We start from the raw sequence: 20,476 nt of genomic DNA on the forward strand, positions 1-20,476 counted from the left end.
TGCCGCTCACCGCGGCGCTGAGGTCGGTGAGGAGCGAGAGCTGCTCGATCCGCGTCTCCAGCTCCGCGAACTTCTTCTCCAGCTCGCGGTTCGAATAGATGATCTCCTCGGATTGGAGGTCGAGCAGCTGCTGGGTGTGCCGGCGTTGATGACTCTCGCGCCGCGAGTGCCCGAGCGCCACGCCCACGATCAGCGGGAGCGGGGCGGCGGCCAGCAGCGGCCAGCCGCCTCCCGCGGTGGCGCCGGCCACCCCGAGCAGGGCGGAGACGACGCCGCCGGCCAGGGACGGGGCCCAGAAGCGGGCTCCGCGCGACGGGTTCTGCCAGCGGATGTCCCAGCGGCACGCGTCGCCGCCCCTCGCCGCGCACGTGCTCTCGACGATCTCGGCGCGCGGGAGACCCCAGTTGGTCGGAAAGCGCTCACACTGCACCTTGACCCACGTGCAGCTCCAGACCGTGATCGTCTGTCCGGGCAGGGGCGTCCAGCGATAGAGGGCTCGGTGCCGGCCGACCTCCAGGATGTCGAGCCGATGCACGCCCCGGCTCTGGCTGCCGTAGATCGTGGTCCCGCGCTCGTAGGCGGCCCGCGGGTTGCCGATGCCCATCGAATAGGTGCCGAGATAGGAGCGCTCCTCGCGCGGCTTCCAGTCCATGAACGACTCGCCGTACCGCCGGGCCCAGCGCTCCTGGTCGGGCTCGCGCATCAGCTGCTGGCACAGGGTGACCAGCTGATCGGCCACCGCCGCCGGGATCCAGTTGTGGTCGGCCATGAGGTAGTCGCGCGATCGTCCGGCCGCGCGGCAGATCGCGGCGGCGGCCTCGGGGCCGACCTCCTTCTCCACGAAGGGAATCAGCCCCTTCGTGAAGATGCAGTTGATCTCTCCCGGCATGAGGGGCGGTCAGCTCCGCTTGTGCACGAACGTCGAGGTGATCTTCACCGGGTTCGCCAGCGTGTCGCCCACCGGCGACTTGCGGTCGATCGTCTCCTTGCAGCGCCGCACCTTCTCCTCGGGGGCCGGGCTCTCGATCGTCACGGTGTAGCGGATGTCGGTGAAGCCGTTGCGCACCGACTTGTCGTGGCCGAGCAGGCCGCGGAAGTCGATGTCGGCCTCCATCTCCACGCTCAGGCCGTCGATCGGCACGTCGAACAGCGCGGCGTTGGCCGCGATCCCCGAGGTGAGGCAGCCCGCGAACGAGGCGACCAGCGTCTCCGCCGCGGTGGCCGCCGCGTCCACCCCGCCGAGGCCGGGCGGCGCGTCCACCGTGATGAAGAACCGGCGCGTCGGCGGCGTCGCCGGCTTGCCCATTGCCTCCTGGGCGCCGATCTCCACGAGGGCCTTGGCCCCGCGCCGCCACGTCGAGCGCAGCTTCACCGTCCGCCTGCCGAGGGCCGGGTTCTCGCGGATCTTGCGGTCCATCTCCTTCATGCCGTCCACGTCGACGTCGTTGAGTCCGAGGGCCATGGCATGTCCTCCGTCCGTTAGGGGTGTTCCAGATCGAGCTCGAGGGCCGCGTTCACGCGGTTGCTGAACTGGGCCGCGGCCACCGTGAGCGCCAGCTCGACGAGCTGGCGGGTCGGCAGCTGGGCGGCCAGCGCCGCGTGGACCGCGTCGTCGACTCGGCCGGTCGTGGTCAGCTGCGCGGCGTACCGGATGACCAGCCGCTCCACCTCGCGGTACGCCGGGCTCGCGGCGGGGTCGGCGAGCCCGGCGAGCTGTTCCACGCTCAGACCGACTTTCCGTCCGAGCCAGGAGTGGAAGGTGTCGCAGATCGCGGATCCGTTCAGGCGGGAGACGGCCACGAAGGCCAGCTCCCGCAGGCGCGGATCCAGGGTGAGCGTGGTCATGGCGCGGGTGACCTCGAGGAAGAGGCGCAACGCCGGCGGCGAATGGGCCAGGGTCTTCCCGGTCAGCCGGGGCGCGCCCGGCAGCTTCTCCACCATGTCGTAGAGCGCGCGGATGTCCTCCGGCACCTGGTCCCGCTCGAGCGCGGGGGCGCGACTCATCGGCGGCGGCCCTCCAGCAGCGGAGCGAGCATCTCGGCGGCCCGGCGGGCGCCCCCGGTCTCGACGTCGCGGTAGGTGACCGGACGCTTGAGCCCGTCCGCGACCGCGTGGGCCAGCGTCTCCGGATTGATGTCGGCGTAGTCCAGTCGCACGCCGGCCCCGTAGCGGGCCAGCCGATGAGGCACGTGCACGTTCTGCTCGAAATGATTCCGCAGCGGGACGTAGATGAACGGCCGCCGGGTCGCGGTCAGCTCCATGCACGTGCTGAGGCCGCCCTGCACGATGGCCAGATCGCACGCGGCGAGGTGGGCGTACAGATCGGGCACGAAGCGCCGGTACTCCACGCCCGGCGCCGCGGGCAGCGTGGCCGGATCGATCCGGGGGCCCGTGATGACGATGACCCGGAGATCGGGCGCGCCGCGCTTCATCGCGGGGCACGCCTCGACGACCTTGCGGAGCAGGTGCTGGCCCACCGCGGTCCCGCCCACCGCGGCCAGGACCACGCGCTGGTCGACCCGGAATCCCAGCCGCGCGCGCAGGCCCTCGCGATCCGCGAACTCGGCCGGGTCGAAGGGCAGCACGTAGCCGGCGAAGTCGTAGTGCTCGGCGGTCCAGTCCCGGATGTTGGGGAGCCCGGGCCCGAAGGGCCGGTCCACGACGTCCTCGCGGCCGCCCACGAACAGGGCGCGGTCCCGCACCCGCGGGAAGCGCGCGACCTGCTCGATCATCTCCGCGTTGTAGTCGGCGGTGATCCGCGCCTCGGCAGAGGCCGGATCCGGGTTCATGGGTAGCCAGCCGACGAAATCGGTGAGCCAGGCGAAGGCGGTGCGCTTGAGCTCGGGGTTCTCGTGGAAGTAGTAGTCGGTCTCCCAGGCCTCGTCGCCGATGACGAGGTCGAAGGGCTCGGCCTCCAGCAGGTCGTGCAGCACCATGAAGTTGGCGAGCAGGATCTCGTCCATGTTTCGCCACGCCTGGAAGACGTGGACGTCGTGCTCGCCCGCCTCGGACTCGATGTGCGCGGACTCTCCCGCCAGGTGCTCGCTCGCCGGATGCACCGTCTCGCCCCGGGCCTGCAGCACCCGCGTCACCGGGTCCTGGGCGAGCCACTGGATGTCGAGATCGGGATGGAGCGCGCGCAGCTCGCGGGCGATCGCCACGTCGCGCAGCGAGTGGCCCAGGCCGATCGGGCTCGAGATGAACAGCGCGCGCCGCGGGCGCGTCAGGGCGCGGCGCCATGGGCGTGGCCGCGGGGCCGCCGGCTCGAGGAAGTCGCGGACCGTCAGGTTGTAGCGGACCGGGTCGCGGGCCTGCGGGCAGTGTCCCGAGCCCTCGAAGGGCAGGAGGATGGATCCGGCGATCGCGGCGTGCGTGTGCTCGGCCAGGGCGAACGGCCGCACCGCGTCGTCGGTGCCGTGGATGATCAGCGTGGGGACGCGCACTGAGGCGAGCAGCTCGGCGGCCGAAGACCGGCACCCCCATTCGAGCGTGCTGGCAATGAGCACCTCGGGGGTGGTGCCGAGCCCCCACGAGACGGCGTCCTCGCGCGGCTTCGTGGAGTGCGGCTCGGTGAACATCCGGCTCATGAAGAACTCGAGGAAGTCACGGAAGTGCGTCCGCCAGTAGTGGGCGTTGTACTTCTCCCACCCCTCGTAGCGATCGCGCACCATCAAGAAATCATCGTCGGCGCGCGGCTCGTCGGACAGCGCCGAGCCGGTGAGGACCAGCCGCTCGACCCGCTCGGCGTGACGAGACGCCAGGATCGCCCCCGCCCAGGCGCCGCGCGAGAGGCAGACGAGGGCGGCGCGCTCGACCCCGGCCGCGTCCAGGACCGCGCGGGTGTGATCGGCCATCCGGTCGTGATCGTAGCCGGTCGCGGGCCGGTCCGAGCGGCCGGTGCCCGGCGGGTCGAAGGTCAGCGTCCGGAAGTGGCGGGCGAAGTAGGGGATCTGCATCTTCCAGACGCGGCTATCGACGATCTGCCAGGCGGGGACGAAGAGCACCGCGCGGTCGCCCCGCCCGTGCTCTTCCCAGTAGACGCGGGTCCCGGGCGACCCCACGTGACCTTCGCGATCGGGCAGACGCGCGCGCATGGAGGCCTGCCTCTAGAGCAGCCCGGCGATGAGCCGCGCGGCGCGGTCGGTCCCGTCGAGCGGGATGTCCGCGGAGTGGACCGGCTTGCCCAGGTGCTCGAGCATCGCGGCCCCGAGGGCCTCCGGGCTCGTGTGGTCGTAGTCGAGGCGCACCCCCGCGCCGAGGCGATCGAGCCGTCGCGCCACGTGCAGCTGCTGCTCGAAGTGGTGGCGCAGCGGGAAGTACAGGAACGGCGTGCGCACCGCGGCCAGCTCCATGGTGGTGCTGAGCCCGCCCTGGACGATCGCGAGATCGACGGCGGCGTGGTGCTCGAAGAGATCGGGCACGTACGCGCGCACCTCGACCCGCGGCCCCCACGACGGCTCCGCCTCGCCGATCCGCGGCCCGCCCACCAGCACCAGCCGCGTCTCCGGGACCTGCGACGCGATGAGATTGAAGGCCTCCGCGCACTTGCGCAGCAGGCTCCGTCCCACGCGCGTGCCGCCCACCGAGGCCAGGATCACCCGCTCGTCGGAGCGGTAGCCGAGCCGCGCCCGCAGGGCGGCCCGGTCGCGCAAGGCGCGGGGATCGAAGTGGAAGGTGTAGCCCGGGAAGCGGAACTGCTCGCGCGCCCACTGGCGCATGTTCGGCAGATCGGGACCGAACTCGCGGTCGAGCACGTCCTCCTCGTCGCCCACCATGAGCGAGAGGTCCCGGACGTCGGGGTGCAGGCGCCGGTGGTCGATGTTCTCCGCGTTCTTCTCCCAGCAGCGTATGAACTCGGTGGAGGTCGGATCGTCGCGCATCGGGAGCACGCCGATGAAGTCGGTGAGGAAGACGTAGGGCGCCCGCTTGAGGTCGGCGTTCTCGTGGAGGAAGTAGTCGAGGTCCCAGCCCTCATCGCCCACCCACAGGTCGTAGCGCTCGCGCTCGACCACGTCGGCGAGGGTCATGAAGTTGGCGGTCAGGATCTCGTCCATGTCCCAGAGCGCGTTGAACGCGTGCAGCTCGTGGTCCGCGGACCAGCCCTCGAAGTGCTTGGTCTCGTTCTGCAGGAGCCGGGTCGCCGGGTGCAGCCGCTCGCCCCAGTGCTGCACCACGCGGTCGGCCGGCTCCGCGGCGAGGAAATCCACCGTGACGTCCGGATTCAGCTCGCGCAGCCGCCGGGCCATCGCGAGGTCGCGCTGGATGTGGCCGAGGCCGATCGGGCTCGAGAGCCAGAGCACCCGCCGCGGGCCGCCGCGGGGGGCGCGGCGGGCCACCGGCCGCGGCTCCGGGGTCGGGACCGCCCGCTCGGTGGTGGCCGGGATCGTGGCGTCCTCGATCTCGCGGCCGAGGGCGAAGTCGCGGACGAGGCGATTGACCTTCACCGCGTCGCGGCCGAAGAGCCCGTGGCCGCCGCGGTCGAAGGTGACCAGGCGCGCCCCCGGAATCGCTGCCACCATCTTCTGGGCGTGCGAGTACGGCACGATCTTGTCCTGGGTGCCGTGCAGCGCGAGGGTCGGGACGCGGATCTGCCCCAGCAGCTCGTGGACGTCGAGGCCGTCGATGGCCCGCAGCGACTCGATCAGGACGTCGGGGGTGGTCTCGCCCGCCCAGCCCACGCAGTCCTCGATGCCCTTGAGCGAGTGCGGCTCCGGGAAGATGCGCTTGAACAGGCGCGTCCGCCAGTTGTCGAAGTCGCCGCGGATCACCTGCGCGACGCGCTCCTCGAACGGCTGCGGCACCGACTCGGCGTACTGGCCGGACAACAAGATGAGGTGCGAGAGCCGGTCCGGGTGGGCGACCGCGTACCGGAACGCCAGCGGAGCCGCGCACGAGAACGCGACGAGGGCGAAGGGCGGCCGCGCCACCTCGTCGACGACGGCCACGAAGTCGCCGTACCGCGAGTCCACGTCGTAGCCGGTGGGCGGCCGGTCGGAGCGCCCGTTGCCGCGCGGGTCCATCGTGAGCACCCGGAAGTACCGCGACAGGTACGGGATCTGGTACTTCCACATTCGGCTGTGGGTGACCACCTGACACTGGGGCAACAGGAAGAGGTCCCGCGTCCCGCTGCCCGTCACCTGGTAGAAGATCCGTGCGTCCGGCCGGTGGATGTACATCGTGGCCTCTCGCTCAGGGATGCGGGGCGCGGCGCGCCGTTTCGTAGAGGACGAGGGCGGCGCCGCCGCGCACGGTGCCGCGCTTGTCGCTCGGCACCACCCGCACCGTGGTGGCGTCGAGGGCGGCGGCGAGCGCCCGGCGGCGAACCCGGCGCAGGATGTCGTCCCGGAGGGGCGCGAGCGATACCGCGACGCCTCCCGTGATCACGATCACTTCCGGATTCAACAGGTTCACGATCCCGCCGATGCCGGTCGCGAGCGCCTCGCACGCGTCGTCCACGACCGCGTGGGCGAGCGGGTCGCCCTCCGCGGCGGCCTGGAAGAGCAGTGGCGCGCCGATCAGGGCCGGGTCCCCCCCGGCGCGCGCCACCAGCGTGGAGGTCGGGTAGCCGGCCAGCCGTTCCCGCGCCCGGTCCGCGATCATCCCGCCCGCGACGTAGGTGGCGAGGCAGCCGATGCCCCCGCACACGCACGTGGGGCCGTCGATGCTCACGGACAGGTGGCCGACCTCGCCGGCGATCTGGTTGTGGCCGCGCACGAGGCGGCCATCGAGGATCAGCCCGGCGCCGATTCCGGTGCCGATGGCCACCGTGACCAGCGAGGATGCGCCGCGCCCCAGCCCGAACATCCACTCGGCCAGGGACAGGGCGTTGACGTCGTTGTCGACGAAGACGGCATGCCCGCTGCGCTCCTGGATGAGAGCGGCCAGCGGCACGTCGCAGAGCTCGGCCAGCCAGGACCGCGGGATCGACCGCATGAAGCCCTTCTCGACGTCCACGAGGCCGGGAAGGCCGATGCCGATGCCGGAGACCTCGACGGCGCGCTCGCGCGCCGTCGCCAGGGTGCGATCGACCAGCGCGAGGATCGTGTCGACCACCGCGCCCTCGCCCAGGGTCGGCGCCTGCGCCGCGGTGAGAATGGTGCCGTCGCGGCGCACCAGCCCGGCCGAGATCGTCGAGGCCCCCACGTCCACGCCGACAACCGGACCCGTTGCGTCCATCGTGCGTCCTCAACCGGGCAAGCGGTGTGCCATCGAGAAAGCCCTTACAGCTAGGGACTCGCCGCGCTCCGCGGCGCAAGCCCGGCTTGCGGAAGCGGCGGTGGCGGCACGGTAAGCGCTCATCGGAACTGGCCTCGGACTCCGCAAGGTACCATGGCGGGCCCGTCCGACGACCGTGCAAGGTCCGGATGCCCTCCGCGCCGGCGCCGACGTACCTGCCATCCGTGACGGCACGTTCACGGGCCCGACCCGCCAGGACAGCTTGCGGGGCCAACGTGGCGAAATCAAGAGCGCCTCCTCCGATCGCTCGGGGCCGGCGCGCAAGACGACATTGCCTCGGCCGCCCGGCCCGTGCGAGATCTCGCGACGTTCCACTCGGGCACGTCGCTTGCGAGCCGCCGAGGCCAGCAGTCGACAACTCCAACGGGAGGAAATGGCCATGCGTCGCAGCTACCTGGTCCTCGGGCTCCTCGTCATGATGCTCTTCGCCGCGCTCCAGCTGCATGCGCAGCAGCCGGCGCACACCGTCTCCATGCCGGAGACCCTCAAGTGGGTGGAGCCTCCCGTGCTGCCCGGCGCGCGGCTCGCGGTGGTGCAGGGCGATCCCAGCACGGCCGGCCCGTTCGTCTACCGCATCAAGATGCCGCCGGCCTACAAGATCCCGCCGCACACGCACAAGGCCAGCGAGAACGTCACCGTGCTCGCGGGATCCTTCTTCATCGGCGTGGGGGAGAAGTTCGATCCGCGCGCGGGGCACGAGCTGCCGGTCGGCGGGTTCGTCTCGATCCCGCCCCAGCACCCCCACTTCGCCTGGGCCGGCGCCCAGGAGACGGTCGTGCAGGTGCACGGCGTGGGGCCAACCGACCTGACCTTCGTCGACCCGGCCGACGATCCACGGAGGAAAAAGTAGAGATGCCCAGAGTCGTGATCGAGCGCGAGATCCCGGGGATCGGCTCCTGGGGTCCGGAGAAGCTGCAGAAAGCCGCCGCGCGGTCCTGTGAGGTCCTGCGCAACCTCGGCCCGGACATCCAGTGACTGACGAGCTCTGGGACCGGCGACCGGCTGTACTGCGTCTACATCGCGGCGAGCCCGGACCTCATCCAGCAGCACGCCGCGCAGGGCGGCTTCCCGTGCAACCGGATCTCCGAGGTCCGTGACGTGATCGATCCGACGACCGCCGAGGCGGTCTCGAGGTGATCGGATGATGGACCATCCGCGCGCGACCTTTCGTGAGTCGGGCCACGGGACCTCGATCGTCTGCCTGCATTCGAGCGCCAGCTCGTCGGCCCAGTGGCGGCCCCTGATGGACCGCCTGGGCTGCCGCTACCGCACGCTCGCGGCGGATCTCTACGGCTCGGGCAAGAGCCCGACCTGGCCGGCGCTCCGGCCGATGTCGCTGGCCGACGAGGTGGCGCGGCTCGATCCGGTGCTGGCCGCCGCCGGCGCCCGCTATCATCTGGTCGGCCATTCCTACGGCGGGGCGGTCGCGCTGGCCGCGGCGTGCGCCCGGCCGGAGCGGGTCGAGTCGCTCGTCCTGTTCGAGCCGGTGCTCTTCTCGGTGCTGGTGGCCGAGGATCCGGACCAGCCGGCGGCCCGCGAGATCACCGCGGTGCGCGACGACACCGTCCTGCTGCTCGAGCGCGGCGACCCGCACGGAGCCGGGCAGCGGTTCGTGGACTACTGGATGGAGCCGGGCGCGTGGGCGGGGATGCCGCCGCAGCGCCGCGACGCCATCGCGGGCGCGATGAGCACGGTGAAGGCGGAGTGGGACGCCGTGTTCCGGGAGCCGACGCCGCTGTCCGCGTTCGCGGATCTGGACGTCCCGGTGCTCTACCTGACCGGCTCCGAGTCGCCGGCGTCGGGCCGGGAAGTCGCGCGGCTGCTCACGAAGGTCTTGCCGCGCGTGACCGTGATCGAGGTCGAGGGCGTGGGCCACATGGCGCCGGTCACGCACCCGGACCGGATCAACGCGCTCATCGAGCACCACCTCGATGGCGCGCCACTGCATTGACTTCGCGGGGGCGGGGTCCGCAGGCCGGCCTTGCGGCTCCCGCAGGCTCGTCTGCCGCGGGCCGAGCCCGCGCAAGTTCCCGGAACGACTGATGAGCGCGCGAATCGAGACGAGGACGAGTTGCCGCGTGACCTTGCAGGGGCCGCCGGCGTCGCGGTCGGGATCGCCGGCGCGACGCGGCCTTACGACGGCCCGGCTCGTGGCACGGCGCTCGCAATTTCCTGAAGCCGTTGGCCACCATCATTCGGGCCAAGCGCCCAGAGGAGGATGAACGATGGCACCTCAGCACGCGACACTGGACCAGGCGAAGGTGAACGAGTTTCTCGGCAAGGCGATCCAGGACGTGGCCGCGACGTTCCACGCGGGCCTCGTGCTGATCGGGGACAAGCTGGGCCTCTACCGCGCGCTCGCGGACGGCGGGCCCATGACCGCGGCGGAGCTGGCCGAGCGCACCGGCGCACGCGAGCGCTACGTCCGCGAGTGGCTCTCCGCGCAGGCGGCGGGCGGGTACGTGACCTACGAGGCGGCGAGCGGCCGCTTCACGCTGCCGCCGGAGCACGCGTTCCTGCTGCTGGACGCGGACCTGCCGGGCGCGTTCATGCTGGGCGTGGGATCGATCCGCGACGAGGCCCGGATCGCCGACGCGTTCCGCACCGGCGAGGGCGTGGGCTGGCACGAGCACGATCCCGGCGTGTTCGAGGGCTGCGAGCGCTTCTTCCGCCCGGGTTACGCGATGAACCTGGTCAGCCAGTGGATCCCCGCGCTCGACGGTGTGAAGGCGCGGCTCGAGGCGGGCGGGCGGATCGCCGACGTGGGCTGCGGTCACGGCGCCTCCACCATCATCATGGCGCAGGCGTTCTCGCGCGCGACCATCACCGGGTTCGACTACCATCCCGCCTCCATCGAGGCGGCGCGGCGGGCCGCCGACAAGGCGGGGGTGGGGGATCGCGTGTCGTTCGAGGTGGCCTCGGCCAAGGCCTATCCGGGCACCGGCTACGATCTGGTCACCTTCTTCGACTGCCTGCACGACATGGGCGACCCAGTCGGGGCGGCCCGTCACGTGCGCCAGTCGCTCGGCGCGGGCGGGACGTGGATGCTGGTGGAGCCCTTCGCCAACGACCGGCTGGAGGACAACCTCAACCCGATCGGACGGCTCTACTACGGGGCGTCGACGCTGCTGTGCACGCCGGCCTCGCTCAGCCAGGAAGTGGGACTCGCGCTGGGCGCGCAGGCCGGCGAGAAGCGCCTCCGTGACGTGCTGAGCGAGGCCGGCTTCTCGCGCGTGCGTCGCGTCGCCGAGACGCCCGCCAACATGGTCCTCGAAGCGCGCGCGTAACCGGCTGGGGTCAGGTCTTGCATTACGACATGTGTCGTAATGCAAGACCTGACCCCGATTATTTCAGCAGGCCGTAGAAGTGGCCGGCGTTCTCGCAGGTGATCTTGCGGGTGACCTCGGCGGGCAGGTGGCCGAACTGCTCGGCGATGTACTTGGTGGAGTCGGGCCACACCCCGTCGCCGTGCGGATAGTCGGAGCCCCACATCAGCGTCTCCACGCCCATGTCCTCGATCAGCTTGGTGCCGATGCGGTCGAACTGGAAGGTCGCCTTGCACTGCCGCCGCCAGTAGTCGCTGGGCTTCATCGTGAGGCCCAGGTCGGTGAAGCGGTCCTCCCACTCGAAGTCCATGCGGTCGAGCGCGTAGGGCACCCAGCCGATGCCGGACTCGCCGAAGGCGATGCGCACGTTCGGGTAGCGCTCGAGCACCGCGGCCCCGATGATCGCGGCCAGGATGTTGACCAGGTTCATCTGGAACGCGGAGACCACCGTGAAGAACGCGGCGCGCCGGGTGAGCCCCTTCTGTTTCTCCAGCACGCTGGGCGGCAGGGCCGGGAAGGTGTGGAAGTGCAGCGGCAGGTTCACGTCGTTGACCGCTTTCCACAGGGGCTCCCAGGTCGGATGCCACATCGGCTCCATGTCCCAGGAGCACGACAGCTCCATGCCCCGCAGCCCGAGCTTGGCCACCCGGTAGACCTCCTGCACCGCCGCGTCGATGTCGCCGTAGGGCAGGCAGGCCAGGCCGATGAAGCGGTCGGGGTCGTGCCGGCAGAAGTCTACCAGCCAGTCGTTGTAGATGTGGAACATCTCGGTGGCGGCCTCGTGATCGTTCAGCCGCGTGGCCGCGCCGAGGATGCCGTAGATGACCTCGGCCTGCACCCCGTCGCGGTCCATGTCCTTCGCCCGCAGCTCGGGAGTGGTCGGCCGGGCGATGCCCTGGCGGCCGTCGTCATAGAGACCGGTCGCCGCCATGACGTCCACGCGGTGGTGCTTGCCCGGCTCGTACTTCTGGCCCGCCGGTCCCACGCCGCCCCAGAGCCCGAAGCTGGTGCCGTTCTTCGCGGTCCAGTACGGGCCGTCGGGCCCGTCCTTCACGTAGGGCATGCGGTCCCGGAGCGCCGCCGAGGCATTCGACGAGAACAGGTCGGGCGGGATCCAGGGCAGATCGATGTGGCAGTCGGCGGAGATCCGTTGGTAGCGCATGACGCCCCCTTTGGCTCGGTGAACCGCGTCCTTCCGCGTGTGGGGAGAGCCTAGCGACCGGCGGAGTCGTCGTCAAGCTGCCGGCCCCGGCGTCTTGACTCCGCCGGCCCGCCGCGGCACCATGCCCGGGCCGCCATGCTCCAGGGTATTCGCGTCCTCGACCTCTCGCGCGTGATCGCCGGTCCGTACGCGGCCGCGCTGCTGGGCGACCTCGGCGCCGACGTGATCAAGCTGGAGCGGCCCGGCCGCGGCGACGACATGCGGGCGCTCCGCGGCAACGGGCAGATGAGCGCCTCCTTCGCGGCGGTCAACCGCAACAAGCGCGGCATCGCGGTGGATCTGCAAAAGCCCGAGGGCGCGCGGCTGGCGTTCGAACTGGCCCGCCGCGCCGACGTCGTCCTCGAGAACTTCCTGCCCGGCGTGGCCGAGCGGCTGGGCCTGGGCTACGCGGCGATCCGCGCGGTGAATCCGGCAGTGGTGTACGCCTCGGTGACCGGCTTCGGCCAGACCGGCCCCCTCGCCCGCAAGCCCGGCTACAACACGATCGCGCAGGGCATGAGCGGGCTCATGGCCCTCACCGGCATGCCGGGGCATCCACCGACCCGGGTGGGCGGCTCGATCTCCGACGTCGCGGCCTCCTACATGGCCTTCGGCATGATCAACGCGGCGCTGGTCCATCGTCTCCGCACCGGTGAAGGCCAGCACGTCGACGTGAGCCTGGTCACCGCGAGCCTCGGTCTCTTGCCCGATCCGGTCGCGATCTTCTTCGACACCGGCGAGCGGCCGAAGCGCGCGGGCAACCGCAACCTGCATCTGTCGCCCGCGGAAGCGTTCCAGGCCCGCGACGGCTTCATCAACGTGGTGCTGCTGAACCCGGACCAGTGGGGCCGCTTCTGCGCCGCGCTCGGCGACCACGAGATGGAGACCGATCCGCGCTTCGCCACGAACGCGGCGCGCCTGGAAAATCACGCGACGTTCAAGGCGCGGGTCGAGGGCATCTTCGCCAGCGGGGGGTCGGTGGCCGACTGGGTGACGCGCCTCGAGAAGGCCGGGGTGGCCGCGGGACCGATCTACGAGTTCCATGAGGTGTTCGAGGACCCGCAGGTTCGCCACCTGGGGCTCGTGGCCGAGGTCGAGCAGCCCGGCGCGGGCAAGGTGAAGATGCTCGCGTTCCCCGGACAGGCCTCGGGCACGCCGCCGCGTATCGATCGGCCGGCGCCCCTGCTCGGCCAGCACACCGCCGAGGTGCTGCGCGAGATGGGACTCTCCGCCGAGGAGATCGACCGGCTCGCGGCGGCCGGCGTCATCGTGCTCGGCGAGCAGCCGCGCTAGACGCCGCGACGTCGCGCCCAAAGATCTAGACGCGCCATTCTCCCCGCGCGTTTACGCGCGGGGCCCGGAATATTCGGAGTGGGCGCGCCCGTCTGATCGGACGAGGAGGATCCGATCATGCGATGGCTCTGGATTCCACTGGCCGCGTTGCTGCTGGCCGGCTGCGCGGTGGTGCCGCTGGCGCCGCCGTTCGCGTACGTGCCCCGGCCTCGGCCGCGCATCACCTACGTCTATCCCGCCCACCCGGGCTACGCGCCCGGCTGGTACGCGCCCCGCTACTACGGTCACTGGTAATCGCCACGACGGTCACTGGTAGTATTGTTGCCCGGTGCGCCCACCGTCAGGCTTCCGCGCTGTGATCCCGCTGCTCGGAAGCCTGGCGGTGCTGGCCGCGCCCACCCCGGCCGGTCTCAGCGTCGACGGCCAGCGCGTCCTCGCGGTCATCGTGCTGGCCATCGGCCTGTGGGGGCTCGAGACGCTGCCTCCCGGCGTGACCGGCGTGGTGGCGATCGTGGCGCTGGTGTTCACCCGCGCGGTGCCGGGGATCCGCGAGGCACTGGTGGGCTTCGCGGATCCGATCGCCTACTTCCTGATCGGCGTGCTCACGATGGGCGTGGCGGTGGCCCGCAGCGGCCTGGCCGAGCGGGTGGCGCGTGTCCTCCTGGCCCGGGGCCGCGGGCGCGCGGGCGCCCTCTACGGGCATCTGCTGCTCGCGCTGATCCCGCTCACGCTGATCCTGCCGTCGGCCACAACGCGCACCGGCATCCTGGTGCACGTCTACGACCAGGCGCTGGAGCTGGGCCGGGTGCCGCGCGGCGCGCCCCTGTCGCGCGCGATCATGCTGGTGTTGAACTCGGTGAACCGCCTGTCCTCCACCGTGTTCCTCACCGGCGGCATCACCCCGATCGTGGCCGCCGGGCTGATCGGCGCCATCTCCTGGTCGCACTGGCTCGTGCTCATGTGCGTGCCCTACGCGGCGCTGCTCGCGCTGGCCTCGATCGCGATCTACCTGCGGTATCGTCACGGCTTCCGGGACGAGGTCGCGGTGCCGCCAGCGGCGGACCGGCGGCCGCTCACCGCGGTCGAGCTGCGCGCCGCGCTCATCACCGCCGGCGCGGGGCTGCTCTGGCTCACCGACTCGCTGCACCACTGGCATCCGACCCTGCCCGCGCTGCTCGCGTGGATCGGCTATCTGATGCCGCGCTGGGGTGTGCTCACCTGGCGGGAGTTCGAGCAGGAGGTGGGCTGGAGCAATTTCTTCGTCATCGCGGCCTCGCTCTCGCTGGCCCAGGCCCTGTCGCGCTCGGGCGCCAGCGACTGGCTGGCCGCCGGCGTGGTCGGGGCCGCGCACGGGGTGGCCCAGACCCCGCTGATGGTGGTGGGCGTGCTGCTCGCCGCCTCCGCGGTGGTGCGCCTGATGATCCCGAACATCACCGGCTTCCTCGCCACCACCATCCCGGTCGCGATGTCGGCGGGCGTGGCGTCGGGACTGAATCCGGTGTTGTGCGGGCTGATCGTGACGATCGCGGGGGACGCGGTGCTCTACTACCCGGCCCAGAGCGGCTCGTCGCTCGTCGTGTACGAGCGCGGGCATCTCACGGCCGGCGAGATCTTCCGCTTCGGGCTGCTGATGACCGTGCTGGCCGCCCTCGTGGTGCTGGCGGTGGCGCTCCCCTACTGGAAGCTGATCGGCGAGCCGCTGGTGACGCGGTAGCTAGCGGGATTTGTCGAGGACCTCGCGGACCTTGCGCACCAGGTCGGCGGGGCCGAACGGCTTGCTGAGCAGGAGCAGGCTCGCGTCGCGCACCCCGTGGCGCACGATGGCGTCCTCGGTATAGCCGGACATGTAGAGCACCGGCATGGCCGGGCGGCTCGCCCGCACGCGATCCACCAGCTCGCGGCCACTCATGCGAGGCATGACCACGTCGGTAAGGATGAGGTCGATACGGCGGCCGTCGCGCTCGAAGAGCGAGAGAGCCTGCGCGCCGTCGGGCGCCTCCACCACCGTGTAGCCCTGCCGCTCGAGGACCTCGCGGGCCAGCGCGCGCACGTCGTCCTCGTCCTCGACCAGCAGCACCGTCTCGTGCCCGGCCGCGGGCCGCGCGGGCTCGCCGGGCTCCTCGCCGTCGGGCGCCACCTCGACCTGCGGCAGGTAGATCTCGAACGTGGCCCCGGCGCCCACCGTGCTGCGCACCGTGATGGTGCCCCCGTGCTGGCGCACGACGCCGTGCACCATCGAGAGGCCGAGGCCGGTGCCCTTGCCGCGCTCCTTGGTGGTGAAGAACGGCTCGAAGATGCGGGCCTGGGTCGCCTCGTCCATGCCGGTGCCGGTGTCGATCACGCGCAGCACCGCGTACGGGCCGGGCGGCAGCGCGTCGGGTCGGCCGGCCGGCGCCGCGTCGAGCCGCACCTGGTCGGTCTCGAGGCTCAGCGTGCCTCCCCGAGGCATCGCGTCGCGCGCGTTGACCGCCAGGTTCAGCAGCACCTGCTCGAGCTGACCGGGATCGGCGTTGACGCAGCCGGCGCGCGGGCCGAGGGTCAGCAGGAGCTCGACGTCCTCGCCGATCAGTCGTCGCAGGATCCCGCTCACCTCGGCCACGGTGGCGTTGAGGTCGAGGACCTTGCGCTGCAGCACCTGCTTTCGGCTGAAGGCCAGGAGCTGGCGGGTGAGGGCGGCCGCGCGGTCCGACGTTTTCTGGATCAGCTCGACACTGCGGCGGGACGGATCGTCCGCCTTGAGCTTGGCCAGCAGCAGGTGGGTCCGGCCGGCGATGACGGTGAGCAGGTTGTTGAAGTCGTGGGCCACGCCGCCGGCCAGCAGTCCCACCGCCTCCATCTTCTGAGCCTGCCGCAGCTCGTCCTCGAGCTGCTTGCGCTGGGTGATGTCCATCATCGCGCCGATCATCCGGGTCGCGCGCCCCTCGCTGTCGCGCAGCACGTAGCCGCGGTCGAACACGCGGGCGTACGAGCCGTCCGCGCGCCGGTACCGATATTCTGCGCTCCAGCTCTCGCTGCCGCGGTCGACCGCCGCGCGGATGTCCCGCACCACGCGCTCGCGATCCTCGGGGTGGATGCGGTCGTGCCACCAGGACACGTCGGGCCCGATCTGCTCCGGCGCGTAGCCGAAGAGGGTCTGCACGCCTTCGTTCCACCACAGCTCGTCGCTGACCAGATCCCAGTCCCACACCGCGTCGTTGGTGGCGCGGGCCACGAACTGGAACCGCTCCTGGCTCTCGCGGAGCGCGCGCACGAGGCGTTCGGCGGTGCCGCGGGCCAGCTGCTCGTCGGCGAAGAGGGTCGCGTTGCGGATGGCCAGCGCGGCCTGGGCGGCCAGGCGCACCAGGATCGCCTCGTCCTGGTCGCTGAAGGTGCGGGCCGAGCGGTTGTCCACGTAGAGCAGCCCCTCGACGCGCCCGTCGATGAGCACCGGCACCGCCATCTGGGCCTGGATGCCGAGCCGGCTGATCTGCTCGTGATAATGGTCGCCGACTCGCGGCCCGCCGATGTCGTCGCCGGTGCGGCACGGCCGTCCGTCGGCGAGCACGTGGCCGCCCAGTCCCTTGCCGGGCAGGATGCGGGTGGCCACGAGGGCGTCGTACCAGGGCTCGGTCCACGAGCGCAGGAGCACGGCGTCCGATCCCGCGATCCGAAGGCCGATGACCGCGCCGTCGCTCCGGCACAGCTCCTTGGCGGCCCCGGTCACTCGTCGCAGCACCGTCTCGAGGTCGAGGGTCTCGCCGATCGTCCGGGCCAGGTCGGCCTGGACCTCCGCCTCGCGGCGCCGCTGCTCCTGCTCGGCGAAGAGGCGCGCCTGCTCGAGGGTGAGCGCGGCCTGATCGGCGAGCGTCTCGGCGAGCTGGACCGCGCGCGCGTCGAACACGGTGCCGGTGACGTTTCGCACCGCCAGCACCCCGATGAGGCGATGCTGGGTGAGGAGCGGCACCGCGAGCACCGCGCGGTCCTGCAGCTTCTCCAGGTGCGCGCGCAGCTCCGGGGTGATCTCGACCCGCGCGTCGGCGAGTGCGTCCGGCGTCGTGACGGTGCGGCGATCGCGAATGGCCAGACCGAGCGCGCCCGATCCCACCGGCCGGACCGGCCGCCAGCCGGTGCCCGGCTCGGCCTCCTGCGACACGGCCAGCGCGAGGAGATTCGCGGTGTCGGTGTCGATGCGGTAGACGACGGCGGAGCGGCCGTCGAGCAGCGACCGGAGGCTTTCCGCGATGCGCTGGCCGACCACGTCGGGCTCGAGGCGCTCTGACAAGAGGCGGCCGATGCCGGCCAGCGCCTTGGTCTCCTGCTGACGGGCGCGCTCGTCGTCGAGCAGCCGGAGGTTCTCCTGCTCGAGCCGCCGCAGGCGCGCGCGGAGCGACGCGATCTCGGCCGCGTCCGTACCGCTGAGCGATCTCGTCGATGCCGCGTCGTGTCTGCTGGTGTTCATCGTGGGGTCCGACCCGCCATGGAGGAGCAAGGAGCAGGCCACGGGTAACCTGCCGGAATGCCGGGTCAAATCCCGGGTGTCCCGCCCGGCTCGCCGGCGCAAAGTGTCAGCCGGTGGCTGAAAATCAGCACCGGGCAGTGCTAGGATGGCGGCTCACCAGACGAGCGGCGCACCCTTGCCGGAGACGAATCCATGACCACCGACGCGAAGGCCATCAGGCACCTCTGGACCCACAAGACGCAGGACCACCCGTTCCTCTCCGACGAGGAGCTGGTCATCGACCGGGCCGAGGGCGTGTGGGTCTGGACCGAGCAGGGCAAGAAGCTGATGGACGGCTTCGCCGGACTCGCGGTGGTCAACGTGGGCCACGGGCGGCGCGAGATCGCGGAGGCCATCGCGGAGCAGACGGTGCGGCTCGCCTACTACCCGACCACGCGACAGTTCTCCAACCGCCCTGCCGCCGAGCTGGCCGAGAAGCTCTCGACCCTCACGCCCGGCGATCTGCGCTACACCATGTTCGCGGTGAGCGGGTCCGAGGCCAACGAGCGCTCGATGCAGATCGCCCGGCAGTACTGGCTCGCTTCCGGCAAGTCGGCCAAGCACAAGGTCATCTCGCTGCAGGGCGGCTATCACGGCGCGACCATGGGCACGTTCGCGGTCTGCGGCCTGCCGCACCTCTCGCAGGCCTACGCGCCGCTGGCGGTGCCCGGCTTCGCCAAGGTGGCGCCGCCGCATCCCTTCCGCGATTTGCAGGGCGGCACCGAAGCCGATCTGATCGCGCGCCGTATCGCCGAGCTGCGCGAGGCCATCGTGCGCGAGGGGCCGGAGACCGTCTCCGCGGTGATCATGGAGCCGGTGCTCTCGTCGGGTGGCTTCATCATGCCCCCGATCGGCTGGCTGCGGGCGGTGCGGGCGCTGTGCGACGAGCTGGACGTCCTGCTGATCGCCGACGAGGTGATCACCGGCTTCGGGCGCACCGGCCGGTGGTTCGCGGTCGAGCACGATCAGGTCGTGCCGGATCTCCTATCGGTGGCCAAGGGCATCACCTCGGGCTACATCCCGCTCTCGGCCAGCATCGCGCGGACCCGGCTCGCCGAGGCGTTCTCCGACACGACCACCCAGGAGAACGTCCACCCGAACACCTACGCCGCGCATCCGGTCGCGTGCGCGGCCGCACTGGCCAATCTGCGGATCATGGAGCAGGACAACCTGGTGGCCAACGCGGCGGCCATGGGCGAGCGGCTGGTGGACGGCCTGCGCCGCGCGGTGGGCAAGCACCCCATCGTGGGCGACGTGCGTGGCCGCGGACTGCTGGTCTGCGTGGACTTCGTCGAGCCCGACGGCTCGGGCAAGCCGCTGGCCCAGAAGCACGTGGCCGAGCTGGACCGCAAGGCCTGGAACCGCGGGGCCATCGTCTACGCGCGCGGCACCGTGCTGCGCCTCGCCCCGCCGCTCTGCATCACCGCCGCCGAGGTCGACGAGCTGGTCGCCATCGTCGCCGACTGCATCGACTCCCTGCAGAAGGACCTCTAGACGGGGTCAGGTCTTGCATTACGACATTTTCTAGGCGGCGCGGCGACGCGCCCGCCCGGAAATGTCGTAATGCAAGACCTGACCCCAGCCCAGGCGACCAGGCTAGGCGAGGAAGTCGCGGGCGAGGGTCTCCCACATCATGGTGGAGAGCCGGAGGCTCTCGGTGTCAACGCGCTCGTTGTGGCCGTGGAACATGAGCGGGTATTCGGTGTAGGGGATGCGGAGCGACTGCAGGCCGAAGCCGTAGGCGGGCACGCCCTGCCACCGCCAGAACTTCGCGTCGGTCCCGCCGGTGGTCATCTTGGGCACCACGCGGCTGCCCGGCATCAGGCGCGAGGTCACGCGCTCCATCGCGGCGACCAGCGGGGTGTCGTGCGTGCTGAGCGACCCCGACTGCCCGCGGCCCCGCCGGATCGTCACCCGCGGCGCCAGGTCGCCGAGCGCCTCCGCGAGCATCGCGTCGACGTCCTCGCTGGTCACGCCGGGCAGGGCGCGGATGTCCACGTCGATCTCCACGCGGTCCGGGATGACGTTGGTCTTCACGCCGCCGTGGATGACGTTGGGTGAGAAGGTGGTGTGGGTGCAGGCGTGCGCCTCGCGGGCCAGCGCCAGGTTGTCCATCCCGCGCACCGTCTCGAGCACGTGCTCGGGCTCGGTCAACCCGCGGGTCAGCTCGGGCCCCAGCTCCATCGATCGGACGTACTCGCGCCACACGTCGAGGATGCGCGTCTTCGGCTGATAGGCCGCGATGCGGCGCACGACCTCCGCCGCGGTCACCAGCGCGTTGTCGGTGCGGAACGGCCGTGAGCCGTGGCCGGGCGTGCCGGCCACCGTGAGGTGCCGCCAGTTCGCGCCCTTCTCCCCGACGGTCACCCCGAGAACGTGGCCGCGGCCGGTGGGGATCGGCACGCCCCCGCTCTCGGTGATGACGTAGTCGGCCTTCACCATCTCGGGGCGGCGGTCCACCAGGTAGCCGGCGCCGTAGGTGCCGCCCGCCTCCTCGTCGGCGACCGCGAGGTAGATGAGGGTGCCGCGCGGCCGGAATCCGTCGCGGGCGAGGCGCCGGGTGGCGACCGCCATCGTGGTGGTGAGGTTGAGCATGTCGATCGCCCCGCGGCCCCAGACCACGCCGTCCACCAGCTCGCCTCCGAACGGATCGCGCCGCCAGCCCTCCGGGCTCACCGGCACCACGTCGGTGTGGCCCATCAGGAGCAGGCGCGGCGCCGTCGGGTCCGATCCCTCGATCCGCGCGATGAGGCTCTCGCGCCCCGGCTCGGAGGTGTAGCGCTCGCAGGCCACGCCGGCGCCGTTGAAGTAGGCCTCCAGCGCCGAGACGCTGCGCGTCTCGTGCCCCGACGCCACCGTGCCGTCGTTGACGCACTGGTTGCGGATCAGGGTCCTCAGCAGCTCGGTGGCTTCGGTCTCGATGCTCTGCTCGTCGCGCATGGC

The 20,476-nt window shown here is 71.5% G+C and carries 16 protein-coding genes and 1 pseudogene; 8 read left to right on the forward strand and 9 right to left on the reverse strand.

Annotation, left to right across the window (positions count from 1 at the left end; translation table 11 throughout):
• From VKN16_25895 to VKN16_25920, 6 genes are all read right to left on the reverse strand, one after another.
• The coding region (locus VKN16_25895) for a hypothetical protein (GenBank protein ID HME97654.1) at nt 1-889 on the reverse strand (889 nt) is incomplete at its 3' end.
• Between the two features lie 9 nt (nt 890-898).
• Nucleotides 899-1,462 (reverse strand): OsmC family protein, encoded by a 564-nt coding sequence (locus tag VKN16_25900; protein HME97655.1) that lies wholly within the window; start codon nt 1,460-1,462, stop codon nt 899-901.
• A 17-nt stretch (nt 1,463-1,479) separates the two neighbouring features.
• Entirely contained in the window at nt 1,480-2,004 is a 525-nt protein-coding gene (locus tag VKN16_25905) for a carboxymuconolactone decarboxylase family protein (protein HME97656.1), read from the reverse strand.
• Nucleotides 2,001-4,094 carry an alpha/beta fold hydrolase gene (locus VKN16_25910; GenBank protein ID HME97657.1) on the reverse strand — a complete coding sequence of 698 codons (2,094 nt, stop codon included), beginning with the start codon at nt 4,092-4,094 and terminating at the stop codon, nt 2,001-2,003. Before VKN16_25910 ends, VKN16_25905 begins: the two co-directional genes overlap by 4 nt.
• Nucleotides 4,095-4,106: 12 nt before the next feature.
• Nucleotides 4,107-6,176 carry an alpha/beta fold hydrolase gene (locus VKN16_25915; protein ID HME97658.1) on the reverse strand — a complete coding sequence of 690 codons (2,070 nt, stop codon included), beginning with the start codon at nt 6,174-6,176 and terminating at the stop codon, nt 4,107-4,109.
• A gap of 13 nt (nt 6,177-6,189) precedes the next feature.
• Nucleotides 6,190-7,176, reverse strand: coding sequence for an ROK family protein (locus tag VKN16_25920; GenBank protein ID HME97659.1), 987 nt, complete (start codon nt 7,174-7,176; stop codon nt 6,190-6,192).
• Nucleotides 7,177-7,615: 439 nt separating this feature from the next.
• Between VKN16_25920 and VKN16_25925 the strand changes: the two genes are divergently transcribed.
• The 4 genes and pseudogenes from VKN16_25925 to VKN16_25940 all read left to right on the forward strand — a co-directional run bounded on the left by VKN16_25925 (nt 7,616) and on the right by VKN16_25940 (nt 10,523).
• Entirely contained in the window at nt 7,616-8,086 is a 471-nt protein-coding gene (locus tag VKN16_25925; GenBank protein ID HME97660.1) for a cupin domain-containing protein, read from the forward strand.
• A gap of 2 nt (nt 8,087-8,088) precedes the next feature.
• Nucleotides 8,089-8,373: pseudogene (locus VKN16_25930) on the forward strand (DUF4242 domain-containing protein).
• Nucleotides 8,374-8,377: 4 nt separating this feature from the next.
• A complete protein-coding gene (locus tag VKN16_25935) occupies nt 8,378-9,187 on the forward strand; it encodes an alpha/beta hydrolase (GenBank protein ID HME97661.1) in 810 nt (269 codons plus the stop codon).
• A gap of 274 nt (nt 9,188-9,461) precedes the next feature.
• Nucleotides 9,462-10,523: a class I SAM-dependent methyltransferase gene (locus VKN16_25940; GenBank protein HME97662.1), complete on the forward strand. Its 1,062-nt coding sequence runs from the start codon at nt 9,462-9,464 to the stop codon at nt 10,521-10,523.
• 58 nt (nt 10,524-10,581) lie between these two features.
• Here the strand turns inward: VKN16_25940 and VKN16_25945 are convergent, their stop codons facing one another.
• Nucleotides 10,582-11,724, reverse strand: a complete 1,143-nt coding sequence (locus tag VKN16_25945; GenBank protein ID HME97663.1) for an amidohydrolase family protein — start codon at nt 11,722-11,724, stop codon at nt 10,582-10,584.
• Nucleotides 11,725-11,859: 135 nt separating this feature from the next.
• Between VKN16_25945 and VKN16_25950 the strand changes: the two genes are divergently transcribed.
• The 3 genes from VKN16_25950 to VKN16_25960 all read left to right on the forward strand — a co-directional run bounded on the left by VKN16_25950 (nt 11,860) and on the right by VKN16_25960 (nt 14,770).
• On the forward strand, nt 11,860-13,056 hold the full coding sequence (locus tag VKN16_25950) for a CoA transferase (protein HME97664.1): 1,197 nt from the start codon (nt 11,860-11,862) through the stop codon (nt 13,054-13,056).
• A gap of 117 nt (nt 13,057-13,173) precedes the next feature.
• Nucleotides 13,174-13,350 (forward strand): hypothetical protein, encoded by a 177-nt coding sequence (locus tag VKN16_25955; protein ID HME97665.1) that lies wholly within the window; start codon nt 13,174-13,176, stop codon nt 13,348-13,350.
• A gap of 61 nt (nt 13,351-13,411) precedes the next feature.
• Nucleotides 13,412-14,770 carry an SLC13 family permease gene (locus tag VKN16_25960; protein ID HME97666.1) on the forward strand — a complete coding sequence of 453 codons (1,359 nt, stop codon included), beginning with the start codon at nt 13,412-13,414 and terminating at the stop codon, nt 14,768-14,770.
• Here the strand turns inward: VKN16_25960 and VKN16_25965 are convergent, their stop codons facing one another.
• Nucleotides 14,771-17,494: a GAF domain-containing protein gene (locus VKN16_25965; protein ID HME97667.1), complete on the reverse strand. Its 2,724-nt coding sequence runs from the start codon at nt 17,492-17,494 to the stop codon at nt 14,771-14,773.
• A 192-nt stretch (nt 17,495-17,686) separates the two neighbouring features.
• Between VKN16_25965 and VKN16_25970 the strand changes: the two genes are divergently transcribed.
• Complete coding sequence (locus VKN16_25970; GenBank protein ID HME97668.1) at nt 17,687-19,027, forward strand: aspartate aminotransferase family protein; 1,341 nt, start codon at nt 17,687-17,689, stop codon at nt 19,025-19,027.
• Nucleotides 19,028-19,129: 102 nt separating this feature from the next.
• Here VKN16_25970 and VKN16_25975 read toward each other — a convergent pair whose 3' ends face one another.
• Nucleotides 19,130-20,473, reverse strand: coding sequence for a M20/M25/M40 family metallo-hydrolase (locus VKN16_25975; protein HME97669.1), 1,344 nt, complete (start codon nt 20,471-20,473; stop codon nt 19,130-19,132).
• Between the last annotated feature and the right edge of the window lie 3 nt (nt 20,474-20,476).

The sequence above is a fragment of the Candidatus Methylomirabilota bacterium genome, from assembly GCA_035315345.1.
Classification (GTDB): Bacteria; Methylomirabilota; Methylomirabilia; order Rokubacteriales; family CSP1-6; genus CAMLFJ01.

Excerpts from the sequence above, each read along its gene's own strand:
- VKN16_25900 (HME97655.1), bottom strand. The coding sequence starts at position 1,462 with ATGGCCCTCGGACTCAACGACGTCGACGTGGACGGCATGAAGGAGATG.
- VKN16_25905 (HME97656.1), bottom strand. The coding sequence starts at position 2,004 with ATGAGTCGCGCCCCCGCGCTCGAGCGGGACCAGGTGCCGGAGGACATC.
- VKN16_25910 (HME97657.1), bottom strand. The coding sequence starts at position 4,094 with ATGCGCGCGCGTCTGCCCGATCGCGAAGGTCACGTGGGGTCGCCCGGG.
- VKN16_25915 (HME97658.1), bottom strand. The coding sequence starts at position 6,176 with ATGTACATCCACCGGCCGGACGCACGGATCTTCTACCAGGTGACGGGC.
- VKN16_25920 (HME97659.1), bottom strand. The coding sequence starts at position 7,176 with ATGGACGCAACGGGTCCGGTTGTCGGCGTGGACGTGGGGGCCTCGACG.
- VKN16_25925 (HME97660.1), top strand. The coding sequence starts at position 7,616 with ATGCGTCGCAGCTACCTGGTCCTCGGGCTCCTCGTCATGATGCTCTTC.
- VKN16_25935 (HME97661.1), top strand. The coding sequence starts at position 8,378 with ATGATGGACCATCCGCGCGCGACCTTTCGTGAGTCGGGCCACGGGACC.
- VKN16_25940 (HME97662.1), top strand. The coding sequence starts at position 9,462 with ATGGCACCTCAGCACGCGACACTGGACCAGGCGAAGGTGAACGAGTTT.
- VKN16_25945 (HME97663.1), bottom strand. The coding sequence starts at position 11,724 with ATGCGCTACCAACGGATCTCCGCCGACTGCCACATCGATCTGCCCTGG.
- VKN16_25950 (HME97664.1), top strand. The coding sequence starts at position 11,860 with ATGCTCCAGGGTATTCGCGTCCTCGACCTCTCGCGCGTGATCGCCGGT.
- VKN16_25955 (HME97665.1), top strand. The coding sequence starts at position 13,174 with ATGCGATGGCTCTGGATTCCACTGGCCGCGTTGCTGCTGGCCGGCTGC.
- VKN16_25965 (HME97667.1), bottom strand. The coding sequence starts at position 17,494 with ATGAACACCAGCAGACACGACGCGGCATCGACGAGATCGCTCAGCGGT.
- VKN16_25970 (HME97668.1), top strand. The coding sequence starts at position 17,687 with ATGACCACCGACGCGAAGGCCATCAGGCACCTCTGGACCCACAAGACG.
- VKN16_25975 (HME97669.1), bottom strand. The coding sequence starts at position 20,473 with ATGCGCGACGAGCAGAGCATCGAGACCGAAGCCACCGAGCTGCTGAGG.